This window comes from Natronoarchaeum sp. GCM10025321 (genome assembly GCF_042663585.1).
Lineage (GTDB): Archaea > Halobacteriota > Halobacteria > Halobacteriales > Natronoarchaeaceae > Natranaeroarchaeum.
Genome location: NZ_JBHTAN010000006.1, coordinates 2,393,357 through 2,410,980 on the forward strand (window position 1 = coordinate 2,393,357; position 17,624 = coordinate 2,410,980).

Annotated in this window: 19 protein-coding genes and 1 tRNA gene; 8 read left to right on the forward strand and 12 right to left on the reverse strand. The window is 64.0% G+C overall.

Translation table 11 applies throughout. The features are described from left to right. Positions 1–21 precede the first annotated feature (21 nt). The 8 genes from ACFQL3_RS15180 to ACFQL3_RS15215 all read right to left on the reverse strand — a co-directional run bounded on the left by ACFQL3_RS15180 (position 22) and on the right by ACFQL3_RS15215 (position 6,446). A complete protein-coding gene (locus ACFQL3_RS15180; protein ID WP_377055791.1) occupies positions 22–1,467 on the reverse strand; it encodes a hypothetical protein in 1,446 nt (481 codons plus the stop codon). A gap of 99 nt (positions 1,468–1,566) precedes the next feature. Next, on the reverse strand, positions 1,567–2,124 hold the full coding sequence (locus ACFQL3_RS15185) for a DoxX family membrane protein (protein ID WP_377055793.1): 558 nt from the start codon (positions 2,122–2,124) through the stop codon (positions 1,567–1,569). 214 nt (positions 2,125–2,338) lie between these two features. Then, positions 2,339–2,791: a pyridoxamine 5'-phosphate oxidase family protein gene (locus ACFQL3_RS15190; RefSeq protein ID WP_377055795.1), complete on the reverse strand. Its 453-nt coding sequence runs from the start codon at positions 2,789–2,791 to the stop codon at positions 2,339–2,341. Between the two features lie 67 nt (positions 2,792–2,858). Further along, positions 2,859–3,071 carry a hypothetical protein gene (locus ACFQL3_RS15195; RefSeq protein ID WP_377055797.1) on the reverse strand — a complete coding sequence of 71 codons (213 nt, stop codon included), beginning with the start codon at positions 3,069–3,071 and terminating at the stop codon, positions 2,859–2,861. 86 nt (positions 3,072–3,157) lie between these two features. Then, positions 3,158–3,691, reverse strand: coding sequence for a DUF5815 family protein (locus tag ACFQL3_RS15200; protein ID WP_377055799.1), 534 nt, complete (start codon positions 3,689–3,691; stop codon positions 3,158–3,160). Positions 3,692–3,768: 77 nt separating this feature from the next. Continuing rightward, positions 3,769–4,185: a DUF7124 domain-containing protein gene (locus ACFQL3_RS15205; protein ID WP_377055801.1), complete on the reverse strand. Its 417-nt coding sequence runs from the start codon at positions 4,183–4,185 to the stop codon at positions 3,769–3,771. A gap of 52 nt (positions 4,186–4,237) precedes the next feature. Continuing rightward, positions 4,238–5,149: a universal stress protein gene (locus tag ACFQL3_RS15210; protein ID WP_377055803.1), complete on the reverse strand. Its 912-nt coding sequence runs from the start codon at positions 5,147–5,149 to the stop codon at positions 4,238–4,240. 52 nt (positions 5,150–5,201) lie between these two features. Further along, positions 5,202–6,446 carry an NAD(P)/FAD-dependent oxidoreductase gene (locus tag ACFQL3_RS15215; RefSeq protein WP_377055805.1) on the reverse strand — a complete coding sequence of 415 codons (1,245 nt, stop codon included), beginning with the start codon at positions 6,444–6,446 and terminating at the stop codon, positions 5,202–5,204. Between the two features lie 139 nt (positions 6,447–6,585). On the opposite strand from ACFQL3_RS15215, the gene ACFQL3_RS15220 reads away from it, so the two are divergent. Beyond that, positions 6,586–7,206 (forward strand): DUF6149 family protein, encoded by a 621-nt coding sequence (locus ACFQL3_RS15220; protein WP_377055807.1) that lies wholly within the window; start codon positions 6,586–6,588, stop codon positions 7,204–7,206. On the opposite strand, the gene ACFQL3_RS15225 is transcribed toward ACFQL3_RS15220, so the two are convergent. Continuing rightward, the gene (locus ACFQL3_RS15225; RefSeq protein ID WP_377055809.1) at positions 7,185–8,468 is read right to left on the reverse strand and encodes an FAD-dependent oxidoreductase; all 1,284 of its coding nucleotides are present in this window, start codon (positions 8,466–8,468) and stop codon (positions 7,185–7,187) included. The two genes, ACFQL3_RS15220 and ACFQL3_RS15225, sit on opposite strands and share 22 nt — an antisense overlap. A gap of 126 nt (positions 8,469–8,594) precedes the next feature. On the opposite strand from ACFQL3_RS15225, the gene ACFQL3_RS15230 reads away from it, so the two are divergent. The 3 genes from ACFQL3_RS15230 to ACFQL3_RS15240 are packed head-to-tail and all read left to right on the forward strand — an operon-like array spanning position 8,595 to position 10,165. Then, positions 8,595–9,473, forward strand: coding sequence for a homoserine kinase (locus ACFQL3_RS15230; protein WP_377055811.1), 879 nt, complete (start codon positions 8,595–8,597; stop codon positions 9,471–9,473). Next, on the forward strand, positions 9,470–9,826 hold the full coding sequence (locus ACFQL3_RS15235) for a hypothetical protein (protein ID WP_377055813.1): 357 nt from the start codon (positions 9,470–9,472) through the stop codon (positions 9,824–9,826). Before ACFQL3_RS15230 ends, ACFQL3_RS15235 begins: the two co-directional genes overlap by 4 nt. A gap of 30 nt (positions 9,827–9,856) precedes the next feature. Then, positions 9,857–10,165, forward strand: coding sequence for a lycopene cyclase domain-containing protein (locus ACFQL3_RS15240; RefSeq protein ID WP_377055815.1), 309 nt, complete (start codon positions 9,857–9,859; stop codon positions 10,163–10,165). On the opposite strand, the gene ACFQL3_RS15245 is transcribed toward ACFQL3_RS15240, so the two are convergent. Together ACFQL3_RS15245 and ACFQL3_RS15250 are read right to left on the reverse strand one after the other, a co-directional pair. Further along, entirely contained in the window at positions 10,166–10,438 is a 273-nt protein-coding gene (locus ACFQL3_RS15245) for a HalOD1 output domain-containing protein (protein ID WP_377055817.1), read from the reverse strand. It abuts the gene before it with no gap. A gap of 149 nt (positions 10,439–10,587) precedes the next feature. Next, positions 10,588–10,743, reverse strand: coding sequence for a hypothetical protein (locus tag ACFQL3_RS15250; protein WP_377055819.1), 156 nt, complete (start codon positions 10,741–10,743; stop codon positions 10,588–10,590). A 165-nt stretch (positions 10,744–10,908) separates the two neighbouring features. Between ACFQL3_RS15250 and ACFQL3_RS15255 the strand changes: the two genes are divergently transcribed. The 4 genes from ACFQL3_RS15255 (at position 10,909) to ACFQL3_RS15270 (ending at position 17,234) form a co-directional block, all read left to right on the forward strand. Beyond that, positions 10,909–13,299, forward strand: a complete 2,391-nt coding sequence (locus ACFQL3_RS15255; protein ID WP_377055821.1) for a penicillin acylase family protein — start codon at positions 10,909–10,911, stop codon at positions 13,297–13,299. Continuing rightward, entirely contained in the window at positions 13,296–13,676 is a 381-nt protein-coding gene (locus tag ACFQL3_RS15260; protein WP_377055823.1) for a hypothetical protein, read from the forward strand. The genes ACFQL3_RS15255 and ACFQL3_RS15260 overlap by 4 nt, the downstream gene beginning before the upstream one ends. 198 nt (positions 13,677–13,874) lie before the next feature. Next, a complete protein-coding gene (locus ACFQL3_RS15265; RefSeq protein ID WP_377055825.1) occupies positions 13,875–15,935 on the forward strand; it encodes a hypothetical protein in 2,061 nt (686 codons plus the stop codon). A gap of 144 nt (positions 15,936–16,079) precedes the next feature. After that, entirely contained in the window at positions 16,080–17,234 is a 1,155-nt protein-coding gene (locus ACFQL3_RS15270) for an AI-2E family transporter (protein WP_377055827.1), read from the forward strand. A gap of 153 nt (positions 17,235–17,387) precedes the next feature. Here the strand turns inward: ACFQL3_RS15270 and ACFQL3_RS15275 are convergent. Then, positions 17,388–17,462 (reverse strand) — tRNA-Val (locus ACFQL3_RS15275). Between the last annotated feature and the right edge of the window lie 162 nt (positions 17,463–17,624).

Below are 17,624 nucleotides of genomic sequence, written 5' to 3' on the forward strand. Positions count from 1 at the left end.
AAGGGTCGTGTCGCGGCCGATCTATTCTTCGGTCACTTCGAAGACGAAGTGGGATGCTGGCAGCGGTCTAACAGGGTGGTTGTCGAGATACGAGAGATGCGGGAAGATCTCGAAGTTTGGCTCGTCTTCCTGCATTTCGTAGATCGTCGGATAAATGTCTATGAAGTGATATCCTGGCTCACCGGCCGCCGGGATATCTAGCTTGATAACGCCCCCTTTATCATCGCCGCTCGTCCCACAGGCGTAGCCCAGTGGTTTGTTATCGTAGACGAGGAACGGGCCGTTCTCGTACATCGTCCAGCCGACGCCGGACAGTTCGATCTCGATCGTGGATCCGACCGGTCCCTCGTGGGGCGTGAACTTCTCGATGCGGGGCTGGACGACGAATCCAGTGACGGCGATCTCCTGGCCGCCGACCTCGGCTGTGATCGGGCGGGTCGACCCTTCCTCGGGCGGGATCTCGACCTCGACCTGGAAGCGACCGTTGGCGTCGGTCTGGACGGTTGGCAGGACGTCGCGATGGGCTTCGGGCGTGATCGGGATGCCTTTGACGCGGTGTCCCTCATGGCGGTACCAGATCAGGTCGACCGTCTCGTTCGGCGGGAACTGCTCGCCAGTGATAAACGCTTGCGTCCCAGCCTGACCGGAAGTAGGGGTGACTTCCAGAGTGGCATCGCTCTCGGCGTCGAGCTCGGGATAGTGGAGTTCCATCGGCTTCTCCTCGAACTGCTCGTCCATCCAACAGCCGGCGAGGTCTTCCTCGGTGTCGGTCACTTCCACGGTCCACCGGGACTGGCGGTCGCCACAGACCTCCCCGTACGGTGACTGGGTGTTGTTCTGGAGATAGGGGATTCCCCGGTAGTTGCGCCAGACTTCAAGAGTGTGCTTGCCCGGCGGGCCGACTGCACGGATCTCGGCAGTGGCGGTCCCGCGGTTCATCACACCGGTCATAAACCCGAAGGTGGAGTTGTCCCAGGAGACCTGATAGTTGTTGGTGACGACGTTCGGTCCGAGACCGTAGCCTTTGAACGTGAACGTCCCACCGAGCGGGACTGATTCCTCCTGGAGTTCGAACCACGGCGTGATCTCGATCTCAGCACGATCGATCGTCTCGCCGTCCTGCTGGAGTTCGATCTTGTGGGCCCCCCCGTAGTCTTCGGGGATCGTCCACGTTTCATCAAAACGCCCCGACTCGTCGGTCGTAACCGTTGTGATGTGGTCCGTTCGTGGTCGATACTGTGGGCCGACGATCTCGTTGCCTTTGAGAACGCCCCAGCTACCGTCCGTCGAGTGCCAGAGCAGGTCCAGTGCCGCTGTTTCCGGGAGGTTTCGCCCCTTGATCGTGATCGTGTCATCGACGTAGCCCTGCTGGTCGCTCAACACGAGGGTCCCGGACGTACTCGCGCCGGTTCGATGCTGTTCGAGCGTCTCTTCGAGATCCGAAGAAAGTGACGGTTCCTCTTCCATGGAACTCGATTACAGGTGTATGCAGATATACTTACTGTCGGCTTTCGACATCTGAGAAACGGCGAGGCGGAAACAAAACGGTCGCCGGATCGAGATAGATCAGCCCAAGAGTAGTCGCAGATTCGGGTACTTTTCGAGGTACGGTTCGACTTTTGGGTGGTTCTCGATTATGGCGTCGAGACCGAGGATACGACCAGTGCCAAACGCACCGACGGCGAACAGCAACAGGACATATACCAGGTGGAAGTCGATGAGTATCGACCCCTCCAGCGGGAACGACGCGAGCCAGTAGAACGTCATCATCGTCCCGCCCCAGAAGGCACTGAGTCGGACGAACAGACCCAAGATGAGCGCGAGTCCGATTAGCGTCAACCCGACCTGGTTCAATGGTGTCAACAGCCAGTACCAGTCGTTAGCCATGACCGCCCAGAGATCCGTCCCAGCAATGCTCCGGAGGAAGTTCTCCTGACTGATCGCAAAATTCAGGTAACCACGGACGCTCCACTCGGGATCGATGACCTTTGTGATCCCAGCATAGAGAAACGTCCAGCCCATGATCAGTCGCAGGCTGAGTAGCGAGTAGCCGATCCATGTCTCTGAGTATCTGAACTGTACATCGCGACCAAACATAGTAGATTCGAGCGTTCTGGAACTCATGGTTGCTCTTTCACAGCTACTAGTATATAGCCGTCTTGTATAAATCATTAAGCCGTTCTCAGATTTCGGGAAGTACAGCTGCTATCGGCAATCAGCCCGTCGCAGATCCATCTCGACAGGGCTGGCGAACCCACTCTGACACCGAGTTCGCCGTCAGCGTGCCACATTTGTCGGCACTCTAGCGTGGCTCAGTGCTGGCCCGGCGGCCGAGCGCTCACTCGCCGCCCATCTTGCGGCCCGACTTCGTCTCGACGTCTAGCGACCAGACCCGCGGGTCGGACTGGATGTCGATCTGCGTCAGGAGGTCCGGGCGATAGGCGTTGTCGATCATCGCCTCTCTGGCTCTGTCCCACTCCTTGGGCGTGATGCGGTCGAGCGCGCCGGTGACGATGACGCTTCGCCATTCTTCGTCCGAGGCAACGTCGTAGACGAGAAAGCTCGCTTCCTCACTCTCCTCGGCGAACTCCATCTTCTTGCCCTCCTCGGAGTGACCCGCAAGCAGAAAGTACAGCGAGCCGCCGGACGCGAATCCAAAAGACATCGGGATGCTGTACGGCGTCCCCTCGATTGCCATCGAAAGCACGCCGACACCGTTTTCTTCCAATACCTGGTCGATCGCCTCGTCCTCTATCGTATGTCCCTGTAGAACGCCGGGATTCGGTGACATATATCACGCAAAAACGGTTGAAAGATAAAAATCCCCACCCTCGTTCGGAGTCGCTGGGAACCGTCTGTCACAGTTCGTATCGGTAGGGCTGATCCCTGATAACCGTCACGTCGCCGTACTCGGCGCGACGACCCAGTACGGTCGCGATTCGGTGGGGACTCTCGAACTTCGCGTCAGCGTCGTCGACCAGTTCCAGGATCTCTCGGGCAGTCAGTGGCTCCTCGACGTCCGCCTCCTCGAGCGCTCGTTCGATTCGCTGGTACTCTCCCCGAGCGTGCATAGCTGTGTGCCATACGTCGACATGCTAGATAATAAACCCCTGTCGCACAGCCGTCAGACGCCTGTCGGTGGTCCGACAGAGCGCACTCAGATCGCCCGGTCGTGCTCCGTCTCGAACTCCCGTTCGTCGCGGTACTGCTCAACGAACTCGCTAACGTCGAACTCCAGCATCTGCTCTTCGAAAGCCGACATCGCCTCTGTACTGTCAGCGTGACTAATCGCGTGTTCCATCAGTTCGACGAGCAACTCGACGACGATCTCGTGGAGTTCGCGGTCGTCGAACTCGGTCACCCACAGCAGTCCGTAGCCGACGTTACCGTCGTCGCTCTTGTCCAACGTCACGACGTCCTCGGGGAACTCCTCCATGAGCACACCCATGACATGTGGCGTCCCGAACTCGTCGAACTCGTCGTCGGTCTCGATCGTCTCGCGCAGGATCTCGACCAGAAACTCGGGGACGAATCGGGATGGAGGGTGGACGTCCATGACGACAGCGTGGGTCTCGCCACAGTCACACTCGAATGATCGCATCCCCAGGTCGAGGCGGCGGGGATCGACCGACTCGCCACACGCAAGGGAGAGTTCTTCGCTGCCACCTCCGGGGACCCGCGGCTCAGGCATACCTACTGGTCGGCGTTTCCGACGAATAAACTCCCCGGGTTCGGAGATGCTCACGAGACCGGGGGACCCGAACCGGGTCAGGGCCAGTCGTCGCGGCTCTGTTCGGTTTCGATCTCACTGTCGTCCTCGTCCTCTGCGAGCGTCCAGCCGGCAGCCTCGGCGGCGTCCTCGACGGGCAGGTACTCCCAGCCGACCTCGTCGGCCAGTCCGGCGTCGTCCTCGTCGGTGCCGACGAAGACGTGCCGCTCGGTGTCGAACTGGTCTTTGACGCTTTCGAGGCTCTCCGAGCGCCCGCGTGGGCCGGAGAAGAAGTCCTGTCGGATGCGATTCTTCCGGGTGAAGTTCGTCACGACGTAGGTCGGCTTCTCCGAGACGACGCCGACGTACTCGCTCCAGCGCCGCGCGTCGTCGAAGACCGTGCCGGGCTCCGCGAGCGCCTGGAGTGCACTCAACTCGAACGCCAAGGTCATATCTTCGCTTCCGCCGCCGTTCATACCCGATACTCCGCATGGCGCGTGCAAAACCGCTTCGATATCGACGACCGGCTCACGGCCACCAGCGAGCGAGCAGGTTGCCGAGTCGCGAGCGGTCAGGACGACGTTTCGTCATCACGAACGGGCGATCGGTCTCGGCACCGACCGTCTGGGGGATGCTCCCGGCGATCCGCCGGGTCAGTGCGCCCTGTCGGGTCGCGCCGAGGACGATCACGTCGTGATCGCTGCCGACCTCCAGAATCGTCTCGGCGATAGCATCGGACTCGATCAGTAGTCGTTCGGTCTCGACGGAGTCGGGTAGCAGTTCGAGACTTCGATCGAGATGGCCGGTTGCGGCGTCGCGGGACCGGTCGTCGGCGTCCGGATCGATCACCGAGAGGACCTCAACCAGGGCGTCGTTCCGGGCCGCAATCGCACCCGTCACCTCGGTCGCCAGTTCGGCGTGCGGGCCGCCGACGGTCGGCAGAAGGATCGAATCGACCGTGCTCGCGGTGAGGCCGACCCGCTCGACCAGCACGTCACAGCGCGCGCGGCGGACGATGGGATCGATCGTCGTCCCGAGAACGATATCCGAGGGCTTGGACTCGCCACGCCAGCCGAGCAGGGCGGCGTCGGCGTCGACCTCGTCGATCGCATCGAGGATCGACCGCGAGACGCTACTGCCGACGAGCAGGCTGTCGGCGACCGGTACGCCGGCCTCCTCGGCGACGGATTTCGCGCGGTCGACGAGCCGTTCCCGGTCGCCCGAGAACTCCTCTTTGATGTAGTCGTCGTCGAATAGCAAAAACGGAGAGGTGTGATGCTTGTGGATCACGCTGACGACGTGGACCCGGCCATCGTTGGCGACCGCGAGGTCGACGGCCGTGCGCATCAACTGCTCGGCGTTGTCCGGTTTGTTGATAGCGACGAGGACGGTGTACTCGTCGGTCGGCGTGAGTTGTTCGCCCGCGATCGTCGATGACATCTATGTTTATATAGGGGCGGCAAACTGAAAAGGATTCGCGTGCGGCCGGGGGTTACTGTTCCTGAGCGGGCGCGTCGAGCATCTCGATGTCGACTTCCTCTTCGAGGAGTCGTTCCTTCTGCCCGGAGACGTCGCGTTCTTCTCGCATTAGCTGTTTGAACGTGGTCTGGGGAGCGAGGTCGCCGATCAGCACGCCGCCGACTACCTTGCCGTCTTTGAACGTGATCCGTCGCCACTCGTGGTCGTTGTACTTCTTCTCGACGTAATCGTCGCCGAGCGTCGGGTGACCGAACGAGAGGAACGGGAACTCGAAGTGGGTGATCGAGTACGAGGAGACCCAGCGGAACGCCTCGGCCGCGTCGTCGGCGGCCATGTTCTTCGCGGCGACCTGGCCCTGTTCTTTGGCCGACCCCCACGAACCGTTCTGGGCGTGTTCGCCGAGGATGGTGTCGTAAAAGCGGGTGAGGTCGCCCGCGGCGTAGACGTCGTCGAGGTTGGTCTGCATATACTCGTCGACCAGGATGCCGTCGTCGGTTTCGAGATCGGTGTCCTGCAGATACTCGATGTTGAAATCCAGGCCGATCGCGATGCCGACGAAGTCGCTCTCGTAGCGCTCGCCGTTGCTGTCTATCGTCGCCTCGACGTGGCCGTCGTCGTCGGTGACGAACTCGTCGACGCCGCTACCGAAGACGGGCGTGACGCCGACACCGCGCATCCCCTCGTGCATGATCTCTGCTCCCTCCGGACTGAGTGCATACCGCCACCAGCACTCGCCGCGCATCAGGTAGTGGGCGTCGACGTTCTGGGCCCCGCAGATCGCTGCGAGGTCGATCCCCAGCAGTCCTGCACCGACGACGACGCCGGTGTCGGCCTCGCTGGCGTCTTCGTTGATCGCGCGAGCGTCCTGGAACGTCCAGAAATGGTGGATGCCGTCAGCGTCTGCGTTGTCGACCGGGAGTTTGGAGGGCGTCCCACCGGACGCGACGAGCAGTTTGTCGTACTCGATCGTCTCGCCGCTGTGGGTATGAATCTCGTGGGCGTCGGGGTCGACGTCCGTGACGTGTGTGTTCAGGGACAGGCCGATGTCGCGCTCGGCGTACCAGTTTTCCTCGTGGATCGAAACCGGCGCTTCGGGGAGTTTGCCCTTGGCGAACTCCTTGATGAGGATCCGATTGTACAACGCCTCACCTTCATCGGTGACGACGGTGATATCGGACTCCGGGGCTTCCTCGCGGAGGGTCTCGGCCGCGGAACTCCCAGCAATCCCGTCACCGATGATGACGTACGACTCGGTCATATTGTATTGATTGTATCGCCCGGGTTAAAGTGGATTGCTATCTCGGCCATGTTCACACTCGCACGGGTAACGAGGCCGTCTTCGGGGGGCACTGGCCGCTTCGGGAAGGTTCAAGGAGTTCACGACCATACTGAGGGTCATGAAACTTCGGCAGAACATTCGGCACTTCGCGGCCAAGCAGGCGCTGACCGCGCCGATCATCGGCGACCTCGCAAACGACAAACTCGTCGATCTTCATACCGGCATCTTCGCCGACAAGGCCGACGAACAGCACCGAGACGAGCGCCGTGACCATCTCGATGGCTTCTTCGACTGCACGATGGACACCTACGTCGCGGCGCTCGAGGCCGGGTTCACCGAGGCGAAAGCGCGCGAGATCACCCACATCCAGGCGAACTTCGACTTCTACAACCACGGCTGGACCGAGATGATGGAGTTCCCCGCCGACGAACTCGAAGCGCACTACGAGCGCTACGGGAAGTTCTTCGAGGCCCACGGGATCAGCATCGACGACCCCCTCGGCGAGTTCCGAACGCTGGAGGTCCCCGAAGCCCCTTCGACGCCGGAAAAGCTCGACGACCCCGAGCATCCCCACGCCGCGGCCGGGTTCGCGGACGACGTCTACGTCGAGGGGCCGGACGGCGAACTACGGGTCGGCGGCCAGGAGGAACCGGACGATGTCGATCCCGCGGAAGCGCCGGGACTGACCGAAGACGAGATCGAGGCGGCCGACAGCGATCACGCCGAGTCCGACGACTGAACGGCGCTTTCGAGTCGCTCGCTCGCGGCGCGTGCCGCCTTTCTCCCAGCGCGAACCACCCCGTCGAGCGACTGGTGCGGATACCGCTCCGGACTCGCGCTCCCCGCGTAGAAACAGCCCTCGGCGACAACTGACGGACGTTCGTACGAAACGACGTGATCGGCGTAGCCGACGGTCGGCAGTGGCTCCACACGGTTGTCGACGGCCGACCACCGCACGGATTCCGGATCGAAGTCGGGGAACAGCGACTCGATCCCACGCCGGAACGCCGCCACGGTGTCCTCGCGCACTGGACGTTCGGACGGTGCGATGGCGTACAGGAACTGCTCGATTTCGGCCGCCCCTCCGGAAGCCGGCACCGCGGCAAGCCGGCCGAACGGCGCGTCGTCGACGACAGTGAGTCGATCGATCGCTAGCAGGGACTCGTCGAGCGCGAAACAGACCGTCGTCTGCGGGACTCGCTCGCCCGGCCAGTCGAAGCGGGTGAGTCGGTCCAGCGCCCACGGCGACGTCGCGAGCACGACGGCGTCGACCTCCTGCTCGGTTCGGGTGCCATCCTCGACTGCGGCGATGTGATCGACCGCGCCCGCACGGGTGCCGAGCGGGAGGACCCGAGTGTCGGTCCATAGATTCTCTTGGCCGATGGACTCGACGAGCGCGTCGACGAGCGGAACGGCGGAGAGGGCAGTGCCGTCGCCCAGCGACCGGCGTCGGGAGAGTTCGGCGAGTAGCCACGCCGCGCTGATCCGGTCGGCCGCGTCGCCGAAGCGTGCCCGGAGCAGTGGTTCGATTGCGTGGTCGTACAGCGAGTCGGTGGCGTGGTCGGTGACGAACGAGCGCGCGGTGACGTCCGTCAGCGTCGTCGGATCGGCGACGGCGTCCCTCGGTACCGTGAACGGTCCCCGACCGCCACCGGAGAGCGACCGGAGATGCGATCTATCGCGCAGACTCAGCGACGGGAAGGCGAGCAGTTCCCGAAGCCGGTCGGTCGGGTGGGCGATACCGTCGACGTAGTAGCCGGTGCGAACGCGTCCGTGCGGGAGGGCGGCTTCGACTCCGAGCGAGCGCGCCAGCGAGCGGGCGGCGTCGTCGTCCGGCGCAATCGTGTGGGGACGACAGGGGGCGGTAGCGCGAGGGTCGATTCGCGAGAGCGCGCCGCCGACGCGGGGGCTGGACTCGAAGACGCGCACCGAGTGACCGCTGGACTGGAGTTCGTATGCTGCCGTGAGTCCCGCCAATCCGCCGCCGACGACCCCGATCATAGCATCGCGTACGGAGGGCATCGGGTTGTGTTTTGTGATCAAACCCATCTCGACACGCCCGCCGCCATCCATCGAGGGGCCCGCTTTCCGCTGGCTTTTTAGCCGCGGTCCGGTTACCCCTCGGATATGCTTACAGTGCGGGCTCCCGCGACGAGCGCGAACCTCGGGAGCGGCTTCGACGTCTTCGGGGCCGCACTCGAACGGCCCGCCGACATCGTCCGCGTCGAGCGCGCCGAGGAGACGACAATCGAGATGACCGGCGCGGGAAGCGAGTTCATTCCCGAAGATCCGGAGAAAAACACCGCCGGAGCCGTCGCCAAGGCGCTCGACGCGCCGGCACGGATCAAGATCGACAAGGGCGTCCGCCCGGCCTCGGGACTCGGCTCTTCGGCCGCGAGTGCTGCTGGCGCGGCGCTCGCACTCAACGAACTGTACGACCGGGGACTCTCCCGGTCGGAACTCGTCCCCATCGCCGCGGAGGGCGAGGCGCTCGTCTCCGGCGAAGCCCATCAGGACAACGTCGCACCGGCACTGCTGGGCGGCTTTACCATCGTCGCCGAGGACGGCGTCACGCAGGTCGATAGCTCGATCCCGCTGGTCGTCTGCCTGCCCGACATCGTCGTCTCGACGCGGGACGCCCGCCGGGTGGTCCCGGAATCGACCTCCGTCGAGAACATGGTCGACACCGTCGGCCGCGCGGCGACGCTCACGGTCGGGATGCACCGCGAGAACCCAACGATGGTCGGCCGGGGGATGGAAGATAACGTGGTAACCCCCGCTCGCGCGAAACTGATCGACGGCTACGACGACGTCCGGGAGGCCGCACTCGACGCCGGCGCGACTGGCGTGACCGTCAGCGGTGCCGGTCCGGGCGTTATCGCCGCCTGTCACGAGGCCGACCGGCGCGCCATCGCCGCGTCGATGCTCGACGCGTTCGACGACGTCGGCGTCGATAGCCGCGCCTACCAGACTCGAATCGGCGACGGCGCGACCGTCTACTGGTGACGACGGCCCGCCGGGACGGCGCGCTTGCACTGCTGTCCCTGCTCGGCTACTGTGGCGTGCTCGTCGCCACCGAGGCGTCGCTCGCGCCAGCCTGGTTTCTCCTCGGCGCGCTCGGCGCAGTCGTGCTCGAAGCGCTGACACTCCGCTACCGTCAGCCGGTACGCTCGCTCTGGGAGCGGCAGGTGGTGCAACTGGCCGCCATCATCGGTGTGCTCGGTGTTGCGCTCCTCGCGGCCCTCGCCGCGGCGACGGCTCTACCGAACCTCGTCGCCGGCGGCCTCGTCGCCTACCTGCTCATGCTCGGACTCGTCAGTGTGGGCGTTGTCTCGCCGGGGAGAGTGGACAGGAAGTAGTTTGATGAGCAGGGGGTGCCAAAAACGCCTGTGCGACCCGACATTAGCGTCTTTGGCCGGTACACGTATCTCGCGACCGAGATCTTCTGGGGCGCGATCGCGTTCCTGTTGCTCAGGCGGGCGGGCGCGCTCCGTCGCGCCGCCAGAACCGTCGTTGCTCTGTATCCGATCGCCTACGTCTGGGACTGGTACACCCTCGAAATCGGCATCTTCGACATCGAGCTACGGACCGGGAGGGATCTCCTCGGCGTCCCCGTCGAGGAGCACATCTTCATGGTGGTCGTGCCGTCGCTCGTCGTTGCGTTCCACGAAACCCTCCACGATGTCGTTTCCGACTAATTATTGTCGCTCGACGAGGACAGTGTCGTCCGCACGGACTTCGACGGCGTAGTCGTCGACAGTAAAGCTAACCTCGACCCCTTCAGTTGGAGCCGTGTAGAGCGAATCGAGGGCATCGAGATCGATGGCGTCGTACAGCGTCACGTCGAGGGCCATCGGTCGAGTGCTCTCTAGTTCCGCGATTGCCTCGATGACGGTCGTGCTCATCGGGACGTCTTCCGCGGTGGTTACGACAACTCGAGTCTGTGCAGAATCCGCTACTTTCGCTTCCATACTGAGGATCTCAGGATTGGCACATAAAAGTATTTGTCAGACAATCGTATGACGGACCCCCAATCGAGGCCTGGCAGGCCCGAACAGAACAACAGCCAGTGGATGGAGCCAACTCGGGCCGAGAGAGCAGTCACGACCACCCGCCGAAGTCACTCGATCGGTATCACAGTTCCCTCGTCGTCGACCAGTGCAGGCTCGGATCGACGCTGTGCACGTTTGTGAAGCAGATATACACCGGCCGAGCAGGCGGCGACGCCCGAAGCGAACCCGGAGATCCATGCTGTTGTTTCGTCGTCGAGACTCATCGTACCCAGTGGTGGATACGCATACTATATTAATGTATTCGCCACTTGTACGACACGCTGACCAGTTTGTTGCGTAACAGTATGGCCCACTCACGCCGAGGCCAACGCCAGCGTGGGTGTCAATCACCGAAATTATCATTATAGATCGGTGTCTGGACTGGTACAGTGACAGACAACACGACACGCCGTCGCGTCCTCGCCGGAATCGTCGCCGCGGGGACCGGCGGGCTTGCCCTCTCATCGGCCCGCGAGTTGCTCGATTCGTTCGCACCGCTGTCGGGCGACACGTGGGACGCGGCCGGCCGGTCCCTCACGGAGACGGTCGAAAGCCCGTACGGTGACGGGAGCCTGCACGTCGACGAGTTCGGCGTCCCGCACGTCGACGCCGACGACGAGCAGGCAGCCTACTTCGCCGTAGGCTACGTCCAGGCGTTCGATCGGCTGTTCCAGATGGACCTCCAGCGGCGGGTGATGCGGGGCCAGCTATCGGAGGTGATCGGCGAGGCGACGCTCGAAGACGACGAGTTCCACGTCGCGATGGACTTCGCCGGCGCGGCGGAAGCGACCTGGGACCTCGTTCGCGATACCCGCGCCGGCCCGCTCGTCGAGGCGTACGCCGACGGGGTGAACGCCGCGATGGACGGCGAGGCGCTCCCACTGGAGTTCGAGTTGCTGGGCTACGAGCCACGGCCGTGGACGCCAGTCGACTCCATGCTGATGGAAAAACAGATCTCGTGGGATCTCACGGGACAGTTCGGCGAACTGCGGCGGGCGCTCCTGATCGACCGCCTCGGCGAAGACCGGGTCGCAGAACTGTTTCCCCGACAGTACGATCACGACTACCCGATTCTCGACAGCGACGCCACTGCGAGCAGTCACGAGTGGAACGGCGACGCCGCCCGGACGGACAACCGGACACCGATCGATTCCGAACTGACCCGGTACCTCTCGGCGTTCGAGTCGCCGACCGGCGTCGGTTCGAACAGTTGGGTCGTCTCCGGCGAGCACACCGCGAACGGCGATCCGATCGTTGCCTACGATCCACATCTCTCGCTGATGACGCCGGCGCTGTGGTACGAACAGCACGTCGAGACGCCGGAGCGCTCCGTTCGCGGGGCGACCTTCCCCGGCGTCCCGTTCGTCATCGCCGGGGCGAACGACCGGGGCGTCTGGTCGTTCACCAACGTCGGTGCGGACGTGCTCGACAGCTACCGCTACGAGACCGACGAGGACGGCGAGCGCTACCGCTATCGCGGCGAGTGGCGCGAGTTCGCAACCGAGGAACACGAGATCCAGGTCAGCGGCGGCGAGAACCGGAGCCTGACCGTCGAGAAGACGGTACACGGCCCGATGATCGAGCGGGAGGGCCAACGGGTCGGCATCGCGTGGACGGGCCACAGCGCGACGCGGACGACGGTCGCTATCGAGGAGTTCGGCCGGAGCGAGGGGCTCGACGACCTCCGCGAGTCGACCCGGAAGTTCGACCTGCCGACGCAGAACCTCGTCTACGCCGACGCCGACGGCCGGACGATGTACTACGCGACCGGGAAACTCCCGATCCGCGAGATAGACGGCGAGGCTGTGCCCGGCGATCAGATCTTCGATGGCTCCGCCGGCGAGGGTGAGTGGCAGGGCTTCGAGCCGTTCGGTCGCTCCTCGTGGGACGGGTTCGTTCCGTTCGAGGAGAAACCACACGCCATCGATCCGGACGTCCTCTCGACGGCCAACCAGCGTGTCGTCGACGACCCGGAACACTACGTCGGCGTGAGCTACGCGACGCCGTATCGGGGGATGCGGATCGCGGACCGGCTTGACGAGGCAATCGCTGGCGGCACCACGGATCCCGACTTCCATCGGGCGTTACAGAACGACGTCCGGGACGGCCGGGCCGAGGATCTGGTCCCGGAACTTGTAGCGGCAGTCGAGGGAAGCGACGACACTACGGACCGACTCGCGACGGCGGCCAGCACCCTCGACGAGTGGGAGTACCGGATGGAGCCCGATTCCCGGGCGGCGCTCGTCTTTGCGCGCTGGATCGCGGCGTTCCGTCGCCGGGTCGTCGAGCCCACGTTTGGCGACGCGGAGTTAGACGAGTCGTACTACCCGAACGACTGGGTGCTCGCGGGGCTTCCCGCCGAGAGCACGCTGTTCGACGAGCGCTCGCGCGAGGAGACGATGGTCGCCGCGCTCGCCGACGCCCTCGACGAGATGGCGGCTGAGGGCTGGGAGCGCTACGGCGACTGGAACTCCACGCGTTCGATCACCCATCCGCTCGGCGTCGAAGCAGGCTTTCTCAACTACGGAGCGCGACCGGCCGACGGCTCCCGGGTGACAGTGAAGAACTTCCGCGTCGACTCCGCGGTCGGGTCCAGTTGGCGGATGGTGGTCCAGCCTGGCGGCGACGCGACAGCGATCCTCCCGGGCGGGAACTCGGGCGACTACTTCTCGGACCACTACGACGACCAGTTCGACCGCTGGCTCGACAATGACCAGAAGCCGATGGACCTGACGGTCGATGGCGACCAGCGGGTTACCTTCCGGGGTGAGTCCTCGTGAGCGAGCACGACACCGCAGGAACTACCGAGGAGGCCGATAACGCCGAACAGCCTGCAGGCGTGCTCAGGCGGGTCCGATCCGAGCCGCGAGTGCACGCCGCGGCGCTGGCGCTGGCGGCCATCGCCGGACTCGTCCTCGCGTGGCTCCACTGGATCGGGCTGATCGCTGCCGGTGCGCTGGTCGCGTTCGTCGCGCCGTCCGTTCGCCGCGGCCTCGCCTACGGATTCGGCATCGGCCTGCTCGTGCTGGTCGTCTTCGCGCTCTCGCTCGGCGACGCCGCTGCCCGGACGCCAGCGATGCGACCGATCGTCTACGTGACTGCCGGTAGCGCGCTCGTCCTGCCGGTACTCGGCTCGCTGGTGCGAGCTATCGAGTGAAGACACGGAAGAGGTTGCTGTCGAGTCACACCATCGGGGAGCCGGGCATCGGTTCAGTGCTCCCCGGCCGCTATCGGCCGGAAAGGCTTTGCCGGTGGGCCACCGGAACCAATATATCATTATGAGGAAGCTATGTGTCCGCCCAGGAGACCGACGTCTATCGCGACCCCGGCAGAGTCGGACGATAGGAGCTGACAGATGACTGAGAACAGCTCTCGACTACTGTCCCGGCGCACAGTTCTTGGCGGTATCGCTGGCGGTGCCAGTGCCTCTCTTGCGGGCTGTTCACTACTCGACGGGGAGACCGATGCTGGAACCAACGAGGTTGACGACGAGCGGGCACGAGCGCTTGCCGAGCGGTTCGCACCGACGCTGTACTTCGATCAGGACGAGCAGTGGTTCCCGACGGATCCGCGGACCTACGAGAGCGAGCAGGACGGCAACACCGTCGTCGATGGGTTCGACGCGCTGGACGGCTACGTCGAGCGCGGCGGCGACGACCCGCCGGAGACGAGAGCGTTCTATCACGCCGTCGAGTACGAGGAGTCGCCGCTCGAAGTCATCCAGTTCTGGTTTTACTCCGTGTTCGACCAGTTCACCGCGAACTTCCACTGGCACGACTGGGAGCTACTCCAGGTGTTCGTCGACAGCGAGACTGACGAGCCACAGCTGTACGTCGCCAGTGCACACTCCCGCTCCGCCCCGAACAACGAGTTCCTCGACCCGGACCCGGAACGGCGACCGAGAGTGCTCGTCGAACTCGGATCGCATTCGAGCGGGCTCTCGGTCAACGACGAAGCGGACCGCTTCCAGCGGTTCCCGCTGGACGGCGGGTTCGCTGACATCACGAACAGCGCTATCGACGGCATCGAAGACATCGTCTCCATCCCGGTGGCGTACGGGCTTCCGCGGGACGAGGGGCTGTCGCTACCGTACGCCGTCCCGGAACTCGACGGTGCCCCGCTTTACGAACACGACCGGCTCCCCGCCGTCGACGCCTCGGATCTCGTCGACGAGGCGGTGACGATCCGCTCGTTCGAGGACCTGCGGTCCCCGCCCACGGACCTTCCGAGCCGAGAGACGGGCCTGGAGTTCGATTTCGCGGGCCGCGACCAGAGCGACGCGGACGTGACATACGATCTGGCACCGACGACGGAACTGGAACACATCGAGGATTTCACCGGCCCGCAGTTGAGCTTCGAGTTCGCGATTCCCGAGTTCGCCGAGGACCTCGTCGCCGGGCACATCACGACCACGGGCGTCCCGTGGAAGGGCCCACGATACGAGGAGCCGGCGACCGACATCACCGAGGCAACGCACAGACAGGCGCTCGCGGAGCGGTACGACGCCATCGCGAAGCCAGCACCGATCAATCGGGTAATCGCGGGCGTCACGAACGCGGTCTCCTCGGACGACGCGCCGGAAGACGAGGGACTGACGACCGTTAGCTCCCCCCTAGAGATGTTCGCCCTGTTACAGAGCGATCCCGAAGCGGTGCCGACCTTTCAGGGGATCGCCGTCCTGCAGGACGTGCCGGAGGGAGAGCACACCTTTACGATCAACGGCGCAGGGGTCGAACCGCACAGCGAGACGGTCACGGTCTCCGGAGACGACGAGCCGACAGTCGCCGGCGTGGACGGCGAAATCCCGGTCGTCGCCCGCGAGAACGCGACGAAGATCGAGGTCGACCCGAGCAACGCCGACAGCGACCTCAGCGACCTGGCGGTCGAGGACGACTTCGCCGGACGGATGTACGACGCCCCGCTCTCGGAACCCGATGCCGTCTACGTCCATCGAGGGGGAGCCTACACGACCGAAGTGATCGACACCGACGGCGAGATCGGCGCGTTCCGCGTCAATCCTGACGAGGAAGAGCGAGTCCGGATCGACGAGCCCCGGACTGGAAAGGCCTCGCTCGCGACCTATCTGGCCGATATCGCCGAGGAGACGCAGGCCCAGGTCGCGGCCGTCGACGGCGACGATGACGACGACGGGCAGAGCAACGCAGTTAGAGGCCTCGCACAGGCACTCGAAGCCGTCTCCGAAGCGGGGCGGCGGGCTGCCGAGAACGCAGCGTCGGGCTCCAAGAGGAACGCGGACCGAGAGCTAGAGACGGTCGCATCCCGGCTAGAGCGCGTCGAGACGCGTCTACAGGAGGCCCGAGGAGCGCTTCCCGAAGGGCTGGCGAACGCGAGCGACAAGCGCCTGGAGCAGGCACAGCGGAGGACTGAGCAGGCCCAGAACGCCGATAAGCTCTGAGTTCGGCGTGACGTCGCGCCGGGACAATACAGCTAAACTATAGATCGGGGGAGCGTGCTCTCCGCCGTCGTCGACGAACGTCCGGACTCGGCCCTGCCGGATTCGGCGTGAGAATAAAATACTGGGTGTGTCTATGTCGAACCAATGAACTATGATCGCTCGTTCGGCCGCCGACTGCTCGTGGGCGGCTTCGTCGCCGCGCTGTTCGTGCTCGTCGCGTACGTCGCCTACTCGTTTCTCGCCGTCCTCGTGTTCTCGGTGTTTCTGTACTACGCCGTCCGTCCGATCCATCGGTCGCTCGCCCGGTTCGACCTCCCGACACGGGTCCGCGCGATGCTCGCGCTCGTCCTATTCGGAATCCCGTTCGTCCTCCTCATCGGCTACACCCTCGCTATCGTCGCCATCGAGACGCAGGACTTTCTCATGACCTACGACGTCGAGGCAAGCTATCTCCAGCAGGTACTGGAGGGGAGCGACCTCGCCGCCCTGGACCTGACCCAACTGCAGGGGCTTCTAACCGACGCAGCGACGCCCGGTTCGATCGGCGTCCTGCTGGCGAATCTCGGGGTAGTCATCAGCCTCGTTAGCGGCGCAATCGTCCAGTTCCTCGTCCTCGTCGTGCTGACCTACTACATGCTGGTCGACGGCCCCCAACTCGTCGACTGGCTATTCACGACCTACGACGAGTCCGGTGTCGGCCGACGGTACGCCCAGGCCGTCGACCCCGACCTCTCGCTGACGCTCTTTGGCAACATCGTAAACGTGTTCATCACGGCTATCGTCGCCCTCGTCACGTTCTACGGCTACAACCTGTTCGCTCCTCCCACGATAGAGATTCCCTACGCGGGACTGGTCGCCGCACTCGCCGGCATCGGGAGCCTGATCCCAGTCGTCGGCATCAAACTCGTCTACGTCCCCGTCGTCGGCCTGCTCGCGGTGAACGCCTGGACCGCCGGCGACCTCTCCTTGCTCCTGCCGGTCGCTGGACTGCTGGCGGTCAGCGGCGTCCTCGTCGACTTCATCCCCGACTTCTTCATCCGGGCGCACATCAGCGGTGCGGAGACCCACACCGGACTGTTGCTGCTCTCGTACGTCGTCGGCCCCGTCGTCTTCGGCTTCTACGGGCTCTTTCTCGCGCCCATCCTGCTGATCCTCGTGCTCAACGCGGTGCGGATTCTGCTACCGTACGCGCTCGCCGGGGAGTCGGTGGGGATGCGTCAGGCGCGACTGGAGGAGTTCGGAGAGCGTGGAGAGATGGGGGGTGAATCGGTGGAGGAGCCTGTGGGGGTTCAAGACTGAGAGCCTGCGCTCGTCGAGTAGCGTTCGGAAAAGTGGGTTTGGGCAGATTTGAACAACGCGAACGCCTCGTTGCACTCGGCGTTCTCTCGTTCAAAATGCCTGCACGTAATTCAAACACGCGCCGCTCGAAGGTGAGCGGCGCGAGAATTGGAGTGGGTTTGGGCAGATTTGAACTGCCGGCCTCCTCCATGTCAAGGAGGTGTCATAACCAGACTAGACCACAAACCCCGTCTGGTGCGCTTCTTTCTGCACTCACAGATATCCCGGGGACACAATTGAAGGTTTCGGATTCGGCCGCCGGGTGCGGAATCACCACATGGTGAGAGTGCGACACGCTTAAGTTAGTGTACGAAGTTGTACATTGTAAGACTAAACAGTTCATTGGTGACC

What these genes read in the sequence shown, in the direction of transcription:
- ACFQL3_RS15180 (WP_377055791.1), bottom strand. Translation starts at nt 1,467, where the DNA reads ATGGAAGAGGAACCGTCACTTTCTTCGGATCTCGAAGAGACGCTCGAA.
- ACFQL3_RS15185 (WP_377055793.1), bottom strand. Translation starts at nt 2,124, where the DNA reads ATGAGTTCCAGAACGCTCGAATCTACTATGTTTGGTCGCGATGTACAG.
- ACFQL3_RS15190 (WP_377055795.1), bottom strand. Translation starts at nt 2,791, where the DNA reads ATGTCACCGAATCCCGGCGTTCTACAGGGACATACGATAGAGGACGAG.
- ACFQL3_RS15195 (WP_377055797.1), bottom strand. Translation starts at nt 3,071, where the DNA reads ATGCACGCTCGGGGAGAGTACCAGCGAATCGAACGAGCGCTCGAGGAG.
- ACFQL3_RS15200 (WP_377055799.1), bottom strand. Translation starts at nt 3,691, where the DNA reads ATGCCTGAGCCGCGGGTCCCCGGAGGTGGCAGCGAAGAACTCTCCCTT.
- ACFQL3_RS15205 (WP_377055801.1), bottom strand. Translation starts at nt 4,185, where the DNA reads ATGAACGGCGGCGGAAGCGAAGATATGACCTTGGCGTTCGAGTTGAGT.
- ACFQL3_RS15210 (WP_377055803.1), bottom strand. Translation starts at nt 5,149, where the DNA reads ATGTCATCGACGATCGCGGGCGAACAACTCACGCCGACCGACGAGTAC.
- ACFQL3_RS15215 (WP_377055805.1), bottom strand. Translation starts at nt 6,446, where the DNA reads ATGACCGAGTCGTACGTCATCATCGGTGACGGGATTGCTGGGAGTTCC.
- ACFQL3_RS15220 (WP_377055807.1), top strand. Translation starts at nt 6,586, where the DNA reads ATGAAACTTCGGCAGAACATTCGGCACTTCGCGGCCAAGCAGGCGCTG.
- ACFQL3_RS15225 (WP_377055809.1), bottom strand. Translation starts at nt 8,468, where the DNA reads ATGATCGGGGTCGTCGGCGGCGGATTGGCGGGACTCACGGCAGCATAC.
- ACFQL3_RS15230 (WP_377055811.1), top strand. Translation starts at nt 8,595, where the DNA reads ATGCTTACAGTGCGGGCTCCCGCGACGAGCGCGAACCTCGGGAGCGGC.
- ACFQL3_RS15245 (WP_377055817.1), bottom strand. Translation starts at nt 10,438, where the DNA reads ATGGAAGCGAAAGTAGCGGATTCTGCACAGACTCGAGTTGTCGTAACC.
- ACFQL3_RS15250 (WP_377055819.1), bottom strand. Translation starts at nt 10,743, where the DNA reads ATGAGTCTCGACGACGAAACAACAGCATGGATCTCCGGGTTCGCTTCG.
- ACFQL3_RS15265 (WP_377055825.1), top strand. Translation starts at nt 13,875, where the DNA reads ATGACTGAGAACAGCTCTCGACTACTGTCCCGGCGCACAGTTCTTGGC.
- ACFQL3_RS15270 (WP_377055827.1), top strand. Translation starts at nt 16,080, where the DNA reads ATGAACTATGATCGCTCGTTCGGCCGCCGACTGCTCGTGGGCGGCTTC.